Source organism: Rhizobium freirei PRF 81, from assembly GCF_000359745.1.
Lineage (GTDB): Bacteria > Pseudomonadota > Alphaproteobacteria > Rhizobiales > Rhizobiaceae > Rhizobium > Rhizobium freirei.
This window is the reverse complement of sequence record NZ_AQHN01000055.1, coordinates 308,528-320,129: the sequence shown is the minus strand read 5'-3', so window position 1 is coordinate 320,129 and position 11,602 is coordinate 308,528. Positions and strand designations below refer to the sequence as shown.

Sequence of the window (11,602 nt, the reverse complement as noted above, 5' to 3'; positions counted from 1 at the left end):
TTAGTCGAACAGGCTGGAAACCGATTCTTCCTGGCTGGTGCGGTTGATGGCTTCGCCGATGAGGCTTGCCGTCGTGATGACGCGGATATTGGGCGCCGATTGCACTGCTGTCGTCGGCTGGATGGAATCGGTAATCACCAGTTCCTTCAGCTTCGAATTCGTCACGCGGGTTACGGCGCCGCCGGAGAGAACACCGTGGGTGATATAGGCGGTGACACTTGCTGCGCCTTGTGCGAGCAGGGCATCAGCCGCGTTGCAGAGCGTGCCGCCGGAATCGACGATGTCGTCGATCAGCAGGCAGTCTTTTCCTTCCACCTCGCCGATGATGTTCATCACTTCGGATTCACCGGGGCGATCACGGCGCTTGTCCACGATCGCCAGCAGACAGTCGAGACGTTTGGCAAGCGCGCGGGCGCGGACGACGCCGCCCACGTCGGGCGAAACGACCATGACGTTGCTGATGTCGTAGTTGGCCTTGATGTCACGAGTCAGGACCGGCACCGCATAGAGGTTGTCGGTCGGGATATCGAAGAAGCCCTGGATCTGGCCTGCATGAAGGTCGAGCGTGAGGACGCGATCGGCGCCAGCTTCGGTGATCAGATTGGCCACCAATTTAGCCGAGATCGGCGTACGCCCGGAAGCGCGGCGATCCTGGCGGGCATAGCCGAAATAGGGGATGACCGCGGTTATGCGCCGCGCCGACGAACGGCGCATCGCATCGATCATGATCAGCAATTCCATCAGATGATCGTTGGTCGGAAACGATGTCGACTGCACGAGGAAGACATCCTCGCCACGGACGTTTTCCTGGATCTCTACGAAAATCTCTTGGTCGGCGAAACGCCTGACACTAGCCTTGCCTAAGGGAACGTTGAGATAATTGCAGATCGCTTCGGCAAGATGCCGGTTCGAATTGCCTGCGAAAACCTTCATTGTGGTCCGCCTGTTACCAACCTGATAGCCGCGCTTTTAATCACCTCGCTCTCGAATGCAAGGGGTAGAGGCGCGTTAGCTTTCATATTTCTGAAAAGCTTGTGACTATCCACCGCTGGAATTGCGCCAGGAATTGAATTCCGACATGGTTTTCGTGGCTATTTTCTGCATGACGGCCGGCGGAACGGCCGTCCAGGGATCACCGCGCTTCAGCGGCGCACTTTCAGCCCCCTGGATTCGATGTACGCGGTTACCGGCACTATCCAGCACATCCCAGACGTAAGTCACGGAGATTTGCGGCCCGTCTTCGAAGGCGGATAGGTAGCCCTTCAAGATGTAGCTTGCGCTCGCGTCGCTGGAGCTTTTGATCGTCAGGCCGAGCGAACGGGCGTCCGTGCCGAGCTGGCGCGAGAGCGGCGTGACGGCTTGCACCGGCGCGCCGATGATCGGCAGAAAGCGGATGCTGCTGTTGCCGGTTGCGGCTGTGGGCGGCAGCGATGCCTGTTGCTGGTCCGGCTGTTGATCGTCGGCGGCCTGTTGCTGCTGCGGTTGCGGATCTTCCGAGAGGCGGCGGTCCGCCTCGCGCTGCTCATCGGCCTCGGAAAACTGATTGTTCGCAGGCGCGATCGATGCCGTGCGGGCGTCATCGAGAGGGCGGGAGGCATAGGGGTTGGTGCCGTTCGACCTCAGTGCCGACGCCTGGTCGTCGAGCGAGCCGTTTCCGCCGTAGCTTTGCGGCTGATAGCCTTGCTGGGAGGATTGCTGTTGATAGCTATAGCTCTGCTGCGTGTCTTGAAGGCTTCGGCGGGTTTGTGGTGCTGCGGCGATGCGCTCGACATCGCGCTGCGTGACAGGAGTGGAGCCGGCATCGCCGATGGCTTCGGGCGGCGTCAGCGCGTCCGTGGTGTTGCAGGCCGAAAGCGCGAGGCAAAAGCCGGCGACACTCAATGTTGTCCTGACCAGTCCCATTGCGCGACGATCCTTCCTCTCGACGGTCCTCCCGTTCAGGATCGCTATCTTACGCCGCTAAGGGTTAAGAAATTCGAGTGGGTGCCGAGAGAGGGCTTTGGGGCCTTGTGAGGTCGTCAAATAGGTCTGTCCGAGGGTCATGGCGGTGCCGCTGTCGGAGTCCATGATGATCATGTGTACGAAGAGCGACATATTTTCCCCGATCTCCTGCGGATTGCCCATGTGGAACATCTCGTGCTCCATCCACGAGGGGGAAAATCGTGCGCCGAGCGAATAACCGCAGGCGTTCAGCCGGTGACGGGCAAGGCCGCGCTCGTCCATGATCCTGGCGTGCATATCGAAAACATCGCCGAACGTATGGCCGGGTTTCAGGATCGTTTCGATCGCTTGCAGGGTTTCCAGGCAGGCGCTGTAGAGTTCGCGGTGGCGATGGCTGGGATTGCCGATGACGACCGTGCGCATCATCGCGGCATGGTAATGGGCATCGACACCAGCCCATTCGAGGGTGAGCTGATCGTCGGCATCAAGCTTGCGGCGGCCGGATTTGTAACGGCAGAGCAGGGCCTCCGCGCCGGACCCGATGATGAATTCGTTGGCTGGATAGTCGCCACCGCCGGAGAAGATGGCGCCCTGCATGGCTGCCAGGATATCGGCTTCGTCCGCACCCGGCTTGATCAGGGGCAGCGCGGCATCGAGTGCATCATCGGCGAGTGCCGCAGCGCGCTCGATATGGGCGATCTCCGCCGTGCTCTTGGTCAGACGCAGGCCGCTGACAAGGTAGGAGGCATCGACGATCTGGCCAAAACTGGTGAGCTGATGATCGAGCTGGCGGGCGATGTGGCCGGTCATGCCATGCGTATCATATTCGACCCCGATCCGGGCACCGAGGAGGTCGAGATCCGCAAGCGTCTCCCTCAAATCGAGGGTGGGGTCGGCATTGAGGCGGTCGACCCAGATGCGAATATCCTTGATGACCGAGGTGAGCTGCGCCTGGCGAAGATCGGCGGAGCGCGTCAGAAGCGTCATCGACCCATCTGCCTTGACCACCAGCGTCTGGAAGAAGCAATAGCCGAATGTGTCGTAACCGGTCAGCCAGTACATGCTCTCTTGCGCGAACAGCAGCATGGCGTCGAGCTTTTCCTCCTGCATCCTGGCAAGCAGCCGGGCGAGGCGTGCGTCGTATTCGCTGCGTTCGAAATGCAGAGCCATATCAACTCGTCTCCCCGATCGCGATGGCCGAAATCTGCCGGCCGTAATCCGGCTCCTTCGCATGCGTCGTGCGGCGATAGGAGAAGAAGCGGTCGGAGTCAGGATAGGTGCATAGGTTCAGGCTATCGGCTGTCACGCCCGCCTTGCGCAGGCGGTCGACCGTCAGCGCCGGCAGATTGAACATGGCGTGGCCGGCGCGCTCGGACAAAGCGAAATATTTGGCATAGCCCGGATCGTGCGCGAGAAAGCGGTCGACGAATTCCGGGCCGACTTCATAGCTTGCCTGGCTGATGGAGGGGCCGAGGCAGGCAATGATCGCCTCACGCTTCGCGCCAAGCGCCTCCATCGCGTCGATGGTGTTTTCAAGCACGCCCGTCAGCGCCCCCTTCCAGCCGGCATGGGCGGCGCCAATGACGCGATTTTCCGGATCGGCGAAGAGGATGGGACCGCAGTCAGCGGCAAGCACGCCAAGCACGATGCCCGGTGTGGCCGTTACCATTGCGTCGGCTTCGGGGCGGTTGCCGTGATAATGTGCGTCGACCGTCACGACATCCGGCGAGTGGATCTGATGTACGGTGGCAAGCCGTTGCAGGGGGAGGCCGAACCAGTCTGCGACGCGGCGGCGGTTCTCCTGCACGCGCTCACGATCGTCCTTCGAGCCGAGCCCGACGTTCAATCCGCGATAGATGCCTTCCGAAACGCCGCCGGCACGGGTGAAATAGCCATGGCGAATGCCGGCCGTCTCGGCGGCGCTCAGCAGCGTGCTTGCAATTGGTGTCGGCAACTGGAGCGTTCCTTGATATCTCGTTAGCCTGTTGTGCGATGAATAACGCAGCTGCGGCGAAGCAGTTCAATTTGATGGGGATGTTGACCCAGCCCGACGCGGGCTGTCAATCCGCAGGATTGATGGTCAGGGTTCAGCTGACGGGACGAAAGGGTAGGAGGTCGATCGCCGGGCTGGAGACCGCGAGCGCCTTGAAGAGCTCGCCCATCTTGCCTTCACCGGCACCGGCCAGCCTCTCCGCGGCGGCGCGAATGTTTTCCTGAGTTGCCGCATCCTGGTCGCGGCCAAGCGCTGCCGCCCGCTCCAGCAGGCCGAGGCCGATCAGGAAATCTCCCTGGTGACAGCAGCCGTTGATGTGCATGCCGGAGGCGAGCGCAGTTTGCGCCAGATGCTGGAAATCGACATGGCTGGTCAGATCTGCTTCGCCGGGGTGCTCCAACGGCGGGTCGTATTCATGCATGCGCACGGCCTGCAGCGTATCGCCGAAACCTGTCGCCATGTGGCCGTAGTCGATGGCGAGTGCCGTGCCGCCATGCGCTGCCAGCCTGTCGCAGATCGTCGTCATGACGGCCTGGCGGGCAGGTGCGACTTCGAAAATGGTGCCGATCGGCGGCGGGCCGCCCTCCGGAAGAAGAGTGGGATCGAGCGTGGCAACGCCGGTGGTAAACGTCAGCTCGTCGTTAATGTCCAAGCCGACCGCGCGCTCGCGAAAACCGTTCGCGGTGCGCACGAACTGGCGGATGGGGATGGCATCGAAAAGCTCGTTGGCGGCAAGCAGGGTAAAGCCCTCCGGCACCTCGCCGAAGTCCGTGTGCCACGAGACCTTCGCTCCGTGAGCCTCCAGGGTCTGCTGCTGAAAGCCTTGCAGGCGCTCGCTGGTTTCGACCAGATGCACCGTCATGGCGTCATAGAGCTGCGGTGCAAGCTTGCCGATGACGCGCAGCATGTCCGACATCATCGTGCCGCGGCCAGGGCCGATCTCGACGAGGCGCACATCTGCCGGCGTCCCATGGCGCTGCCATGCGTGCACCACGAAGACGCCGATCATCTCGCCGAAGAGCTGGCTGACTTCGGGTGCGGTGACGAAGTCGCCGGATTGGCCGAAGGGTTCGCGCGTCTTGTAATAGCCATGCACGGGATCGGCGAGGCACAGCGAAAAATAATCCGTGATGCTCAGCGGCCCGTTCGTGCGGATGATGGCTTTGATCTTTTCACCGAGCGCCGTCGTCATTCTTTGCTTTCGCTAATGCGTGATCCGGAAAAACGGGAAGCGTTTTTTGCAAGGATCACGCGATATTGAACCCAACTTACGCCGTCTGCCTGGCCGCCGCCTGACGGGCACGAATGACCGCCCAAAGACCGATGGCCACCATCGGCAGCGACAGCACCATGCCCATCGTCAGCCAGTTCGTACCGAGAAGATAGCCAAGCTGTTCATCAGGCTGACGGAAGAATTCGACAAAAATACGCGAGAAAGCATAGCCGATCACAAAAATGCCGCTGACTGTGCCCGGCTTCTTCAGCGCCAGAGCCCAGCGCGTCAGAATGAAGAGGATGAGGAACAAGACGACGCCCTCGATGCCGGCCTCGTAAAGCTGGCTCGGGTGACGCGGATCGGGGCCGGCGGGGCAGACGCCGTTATGGGCGGCGATCACATGCGGGCTGCAAAATACCATCGCCCAGGGAACGTCCGTCACCCGGCCCCAGAGTTCGCCATTGATGAAGTTGGCGATGCGGCCGAAGAAAAGCCCGATCGGTGCGACGGCCGCAACGATATCGAACATGCTCCAGGCCGGGATCTGGTTGCGTCTTGCGAACAGGAACATGGCGATGGTCGTGCCGATCAACCCGCCATGGAAGGACATGCCGCCGTTCCAGACCTGGATCGCACGGATGGGATTGGCCAGGACCTGATCGAGATCGTAAAACAGGATATAGCCGACGCGGCCGCCGAGGACGATGCCGAGCGCGACCCAGAGGATGAAGTCGTCCAGATGCTGGCGTGTCATCGGGGCCGTGTCGTTCAGCCAGAGCTTGCCGTTGTCGACCAACCGGCGGGCATAGAACCAGCCGAGCAGGATACCCGCCACATAGGCAAGCCCGTACCAGTGGATCGAGAGCGGTCCCAGAGAAACGGCAATGGGATCGATATCCGGAAACGGCAGGATGGCGGCGAGATTGGCGGATGTCAGCAAGATCGTCAGGCCCGTTGTCGCATGATTCCAGAAAGCACTCTGCCTTTTCGGAATGAGAGCATGCTATATGCAAATGTGCGCGGAACATGGCGTTCGCTGCCGAAACGGTCAAGTCGTTTGTTGTTCGCCGCGTTATCGGGGCCGTGTTGTCCCGTCCTATCTCTATTTGCTTGCATCGACCCCTTGGAAATCCTACCTCAGCACTATCTGGCCCACACCGATGCCTCACCGTTCCGGGCCGACGGCCGCAAGGAGATTGCTATGAGCACTGGACCGAACCGTATCCTGGATGAATTCGCCAAGCTGATGACCGATGCCGCCGGTGCTGCGCAGGGCGTGCGCCGCGAGGTCGAGACCGCTTTCAATGCGCAGGCCGAACGCTGGCTGAACAGCATGGATATCGTCAAGCGCGAGGAATTCGAGGCCGTCCGCGAGATGGCGATCAAGGCGCGCGACGAAAACGACGCGCTGCTCGCGAGAATCGAAGCGCTCGAAGCAAAGCTGGCCTCAAAGGGCTGACAAGCAAACAATCTTTCGTTGTAGATCGGCGCGGCACGCGTTTGCCGCGCATTTTTTTACTGAAAATTTTATTAGTTTATCCACCTGTGGACATAGGCAAAAAAGCCAATCGCCAGAGTCGGTTATGACTCCCTTCTGAATAGGCGTCGGAAGAGCTTTCCACAGCGCCGTTTTCAAAAACGATGCTCAGGGGCTGGCAGGCCGGGCATGCGGCTATACACTGATTTTAAATGATGATTCGAAACGGACTTGGTAAGCTCCGGGCAGGGTGGACACGCTAGTCTGGCAGCCGTTCAACATCATTCCGAAGATGTTTCCGGAGTAAAGCAGTTTGCGTTCTTTCAGTGTTGAACCACGGGAAAATTGCATTCGTTCCGGTCAAGAAGGTGCTGCATGAGCCTTATGGAAGTGGAAGTCGAACGACAATCGAATCCGGTTGACATGATCGAGTTCGTGGCCGCCAACAATGATTGGTCGTTCGAACGGTCGGGCGAGGATGAACTCGCCATGACCGTCGAAGGGAAATGGACCGATTATCACGTCTCCTTCTCCTGGATGGAAGAGTTCGAGGCGCTGCATATCGCCTGCGCTTTCGACGTGAAGGTTCCCGAGCCGCGCGTCAATGAGGTGATCAAGCTGCTGTCATGCATCAACGGACAGGTGCTGATGGGCCACTTCGATCTGTGGCGGCAGGAAGACATTGTGATCTTCCGCCAGTCACTGCTGCTTTCGGGGGGAGCCGAGCCTACCAATCGACAGGTGGAAGTGCTGCTTTCCAATGCGCTTGACACTTGCGAGGCGTATTATCAGGCTTTCCAGTTCGTTGTATGGTCGGGCCTCGATGCCAACCGCGCCATGGAAGCCGTGCTTTTCGAAACTGTAGGCGAAGCGTGATATGACAAGCGAACATTCCGCCGGCACCCTGGCGTCCTCCGGGCCGATCGTCCTGATCGGCGCGGGCAATATGGGAGGCGCGCTGCTGACGGGATGGCTGAAGAACGGCGTGTCCGGATCTTCGGTGATTGTCGTCGATCCCAATCCATCCGAAGCGATGCGGCAGATGATTGCGGATGCGGGCGCCAGCCATCTGACTGGCGTTCCCGCAGGTGTCATTGCAAGCGTCCTCTTTGTTGCCGTCAAGCCCCAGGTCATGGATACGGTTTTGCCGCCATTCAAAGCGATTTTGAGCGCGGAGACGGTTGTCGTATCCATCGCCGCCGGCAGGACGATCGCCTCGCTTGAGAAGCATCTGGGAGAAGCCGCGACGGTGCGTGCCATGCCCAACACGCCTGCCATGGTCGGACGCGGCGTCACCGGCGCCTTTGCCAATGCCAGGGTCAGCGAGCAGCAGCGGCAGCTTGTTCAGAATCTTCTGAAGGTCTCCGGGCCGGTCGAATGGGTGCCGGAAGAAGCCGACATCGATTCGGTGACAGCGGTTTCAGGCAGCGGGCCTGCCTATGTTTTCTATCTCGTCGAATGCATGGCGGAGGCGGGGCGCAAGCTCGGCCTGCAGGCGGACCTCGCCATGCGGCTTGCACGGGAGACTGTCGCGGGGGCTGGTGAATTGCTCCATCAGTCCCCCGATGACGCATCGCGCCTGCGTCAGAACGTGACTTCGCCGGGCGGCACCACCGCCGCGGCGCTGGGGGTTTTGATGGCGGAAGACGGCATGCAGCCCCTGTTCGATGCAGCCCTGGAAGCGGCGCGCAAACGGGCTCAGGAGCTGGCCGGCTAGAGCAATTGCAGGAAAAGTGCGCAGCGGTTTTCTGTCCGGAATTGCGTAAAACAAAAAGCCAGATCGATTCAGTGCTTCGATGAGGCGCTGAGCCGATCTGGCTTTTCATGGGAAAGGCAGAGGCATGGCGGAAGAGATCACCTATGGCGATTTCGAGCGGGTGGATATTCGCGTCGGGACGATCATCGAGGCCGAGGATTTTCCGGAAGCGCGCAAGCCTGCATATAAGCTACGGATCGATTTCGGGCCTGAGATCGGCGTCAAGCGCTCGTCAGCGCAGATTACCGTCCATTATACGCCGGAGACGCTTGTCGGACGGCAGGTGCTCGCCGTGGTCAATTTTCCGCCGCGCCAGATCGGCCCGGTGCGTTCCGAGGTGCTGACCTTGGGTTTCGAGGATGAGGCAGGGGCGATCGTCCTTGCGGCCGTGACGCAGCCGGTGCCGAACGGCAAGAGGATGATGTAAGCTGCGTTCCCTTTCGTTATCGAAAGGGAACAGGTTCAATGAATGTCTCTTGAAAGCGGGTCGGTCAGGCTGAAGTGGAGAAACTCCGCCTCGAAGCCTTCCCTCTGTGGCGAGCAGCAAGCCGGGCCGACGGACACCTCCTCCAGTGCCGGATCGAACCAGGCGAGCCTTGCCATGCGCCATTCGTTCATCCGATCGGTGCGGTACTGAACGAAGAGGGCATCACCGTTGCGCGTGACACGCGCGGACATGGCGTCGAATTCATGGTCCAGCCGGAAGGCCGACCAGTCGGAATTGCCGCTGGTGGCGACGACGCTGAAATGCTTGGCGCCGTCTGTATATTCGATCCCGCATTTCAGCCAATGCCTGGCGTCGTGACGGATCATCAGGCCGGCCTGATCGTAGAGTTCGCGGTAATGTCCGATGAAGGTCACTTCCGCGGTAAAATCGCCGCGGCGGGGTTTCCCAAGAAAATGACCATTGTCGCGATGAAATCCGTAATAGGTTTCCTGCCAGAAATCGGTCTTGTCGTCCGAGCGCACAAGCAGTCGTCCCTGGTTCATTTCCCAGACGGGAGGCGCATTCAGCCAATGCATGCCATCGATGTCGAGAGGCATAAGGCGTCTCCTCAGGCAGGAATTCGGATGGTGGCGCGCAGGCCGCCCAGCGGGCTGTCGCCGAGGGTGACGTTGCCGCCGTGACTGCGGGCGATATCGCGGGCAATGGCCAGACCGAGCCCGGTGCCGGATTTGTCGAGATTGCGAGCCGAATCCAGCCGGAAGAATGGCTTGAAGACATCCTCGCGCGCTTCGGGGGGAATGCCCGGGCCATCATCGTCGAAGACGATCGTCAGCCATTTGGCGCTGTGCTTGGCCTCTATGCGCAGGCTCTTGGCATATCGGCGGCTATTGGTGGCGAGATTGGTGACTAGGCGGGTGAAGGCGTTCGGGCGAACGGAGATCTCGTCGTCGCCCTCGATGGAAAAGTCGATGGACTTACCGTGCAGCGTGAAGTCCTGCCGGATCTTGTCAAGGATATCGCTGAGCTTGAATTGGCCGACATCCTCCTCCGCCTCGCCGCGTGCGAAGGCCATGTAGCCCTCGAGCATGCTTTGCATATCCTCGACGTCCTCGTTGAGGCCAATGAGATCGGGATTGTCGCCGACGAGGGCGAGCTGGAGCTTGAAGCGGGTGAGCACCGTGCGCAGATCGTGGCTGACGCCTGACAGCATCGCCGTACGCTGTTCGAGCTGCCGCTCGATGCGCTCGCGCATGAGGATGAAGGCGAGGCCCGCACGCCGAATCTCGTCGGCACCCCGAGGGGAATAGTTTTCGAGCCGCTGCCCCTTGCCGAAACTCTCGGCCGCCTGGGCCAAGGCCAGGATCGGCCGGATCTGGCCGCGCAGGAACAGCACGGCGATGCCGATCAGCACCAGCGAAGTGCCCACCATCCAGAGGATGAAGATATGGGTATTGGAGGCATAGGTCTGGCTGCGCTTGGCAAAGACGCGCAGCACCTTGTCGGGCAGCTTGACGCGGATCTCGACCAGGCTGGAGTTTCCGACCGTGTCGATCCAGAAGGGCAGGTTGATCTGATCTTTTATCTCATCGCTCAGGATGCCGTCGAGGATCGAGAAGAAAGGCCTATCGCGTGGCGGCGGCAATTCACCGCCCGGCTCGATCGAGATGCTGAGATCGAGCTTCTGCCGCGCCATCTGGGTAATGGCGGAATAGTCGGCATCCTGCGGATAGGTTTGAATGATGGTGATGATGGCGGCGATATCGCGGGTCGTCGCCATCGACAGCCGCTGCGTCACCATCTGCCAGTGACGCTCCATGAAGACGATGGTGACGACGGCCTGCAGAATGATCATCGGCAGGATGAAGATCAGCAGAGAGCGGGCATAGAGACCCGTCGGCAGCACATATCGGCGCATCCAGCGCGAAAACCACCGAAGCCCGCTGGACGGCGTGTGATCCTGCTCGCGTCTGATCGAATCGAATGTCACCATCGCCGCTGATCCTGGATACCGGGCTTAGTCTATGCTCAGGCGGTAGCCGATGCCTCGCACCGTCTGCAGCCAGATTGGGTTGGCCGGGTCGTCTTCAATCTTGCGGCGCAACCGGTTGATCTGAACGTCGATGGTTCGCTCGCCGACCTCGGCCTCGTTGCCGATAAGCTCGTGGCGCGGTATGGTCTCGCCGGCGCGCTTGGCGAAGAGCAGCATGATTTCCTGTTCCCGATCCGTCAGCCGAATGAGCTCGGCGGCCCTCTTCAGCTCCTTGCGGGTTAAGGAAAACGTATAGGGTCCGAACATCACAAGCTCGATCTTTGGCGCATCGGCCGGCGTATTGCGCCGCAGGATATTGTTGACACGCAACACCAGTTCGCGCGGATCGAAGGGCTTCGGCAGGTAATCGTCGGCACCGGCTTCGAGGCCCGCGATGCGGGAATCAGCTTCGGCCAGCGCCGTCAGCATGATAATGGGGATGTTCTTTATAGCCCTTAGGCTCGAGGTCAGCGAGATGCCGGACTCGCCAGGCATCATCACGTCCATGATGATGAGATCGAAATCGAGACCCTCAAGCTTGCGGCGCGCTTCGGCGCCATCTGCGGCGGCCGTGACGCGGAATCCCTTTTCCATGAGGTAGCGATTGAGAAGGGCGCGGATGCGCGTATCGTCGTCCACGACCAGAAGATGGGCCGCATCGTCCGAAATAACTGCTTTCGTCGTGGTCATTCGATCCGTCTCGATCCTGTCCTACCCGTTGATTGACATGAGGCGTTCCTCG

General features: G+C 60.4%; 13 protein-coding genes. 4 read left to right on the top strand and 9 right to left on the bottom strand.

Annotated features, from left to right (window positions below; translation table 11 throughout):
• The 6 genes from RHSP_RS11195 to lgt form a co-directional block, all read right to left on the bottom strand.
• Positions 1-933 carry a ribose-phosphate pyrophosphokinase gene (locus RHSP_RS11195; RefSeq protein WP_004116473.1) on the bottom strand — a complete coding sequence of 311 codons (933 nt, stop codon included), beginning with the start codon at positions 931-933 and terminating at the stop codon, positions 1-3.
• Between the two features lie 105 nt (positions 934-1,038).
• Positions 1,039-1,902 carry a hypothetical protein gene (locus RHSP_RS11190; RefSeq protein WP_004116471.1) on the bottom strand — a complete coding sequence of 288 codons (864 nt, stop codon included), beginning with the start codon at positions 1,900-1,902 and terminating at the stop codon, positions 1,039-1,041.
• Between the two features lie 57 nt (positions 1,903-1,959).
• Positions 1,960-3,111: a M24 family metallopeptidase gene (locus RHSP_RS11185; protein WP_004116469.1), complete on the bottom strand. Its 1,152-nt coding sequence runs from the start codon at positions 3,109-3,111 to the stop codon at positions 1,960-1,962.
• Between the two features lies 1 nt (position 3,112).
• On the bottom strand, positions 3,113-3,895 hold the full coding sequence (gene pgeF, locus RHSP_RS11180) for a peptidoglycan editing factor PgeF (RefSeq protein WP_004116467.1): 783 nt from the start codon (positions 3,893-3,895) through the stop codon (positions 3,113-3,115).
• 133 nt (positions 3,896-4,028) lie between these two features.
• On the bottom strand, positions 4,029-5,126 hold the full coding sequence (locus RHSP_RS11175) for a class I SAM-dependent methyltransferase (protein WP_004116466.1): 1,098 nt from the start codon (positions 5,124-5,126) through the stop codon (positions 4,029-4,031).
• A gap of 76 nt (positions 5,127-5,202) precedes the next feature.
• Entirely contained in the window at positions 5,203-6,090 is an 888-nt protein-coding gene (gene lgt, locus RHSP_RS11170) for a prolipoprotein diacylglyceryl transferase (RefSeq protein ID WP_037151218.1), read from the bottom strand.
• A gap of 261 nt (positions 6,091-6,351) precedes the next feature.
• On the opposite strand from lgt, the gene RHSP_RS11165 reads away from it, so the two are divergent.
• The 4 genes from RHSP_RS11165 (at position 6,352) to RHSP_RS11150 (ending at position 8,810) form a co-directional block, all read left to right on the top strand.
• Positions 6,352-6,609, top strand: coding sequence for an accessory factor UbiK family protein (locus RHSP_RS11165; protein WP_037151213.1), 258 nt, complete (start codon positions 6,352-6,354; stop codon positions 6,607-6,609).
• Positions 6,610-7,002: 393 nt separating this feature from the next.
• Entirely contained in the window at positions 7,003-7,503 is a 501-nt protein-coding gene (locus RHSP_RS11160; protein ID WP_004116454.1) for a type III secretion system chaperone family protein, read from the top strand.
• Position 7,504: 1 nt separating this feature from the next.
• Complete coding sequence (proC, locus tag RHSP_RS11155) at positions 7,505-8,344, top strand: pyrroline-5-carboxylate reductase (protein WP_004116451.1); 840 nt, start codon at positions 7,505-7,507, stop codon at positions 8,342-8,344.
• Between the two features lie 124 nt (positions 8,345-8,468).
• The gene (locus RHSP_RS11150) at positions 8,469-8,810 is read left to right on the top strand and encodes a tRNA-binding protein (RefSeq protein ID WP_004116449.1); all 342 of its coding nucleotides are present in this window, start codon (positions 8,469-8,471) and stop codon (positions 8,808-8,810) included.
• Positions 8,811-8,845: 35 nt separating this feature from the next.
• On the opposite strand, the gene RHSP_RS11145 is transcribed toward RHSP_RS11150, so the two are convergent.
• From RHSP_RS11145 to RHSP_RS11135, 3 genes are read right to left on the bottom strand one after another with little or no spacing between them, the layout of a single operon-like run.
• On the bottom strand, positions 8,846-9,427 hold the full coding sequence (locus RHSP_RS11145) for a DUF1349 domain-containing protein (protein ID WP_004116447.1): 582 nt from the start codon (positions 9,425-9,427) through the stop codon (positions 8,846-8,848).
• An 11-nt stretch (positions 9,428-9,438) separates the two neighbouring features.
• A complete protein-coding gene (locus tag RHSP_RS11140) occupies positions 9,439-10,821 on the bottom strand; it encodes an ATP-binding protein (RefSeq protein ID WP_004116444.1) in 1,383 nt (460 codons plus the stop codon).
• Positions 10,822-10,845: 24 nt separating this feature from the next.
• Positions 10,846-11,550: a response regulator gene (locus RHSP_RS11135; protein WP_004116442.1), complete on the bottom strand. Its 705-nt coding sequence runs from the start codon at positions 11,548-11,550 to the stop codon at positions 10,846-10,848.
• Positions 11,551-11,602 lie beyond the last annotated feature (52 nt).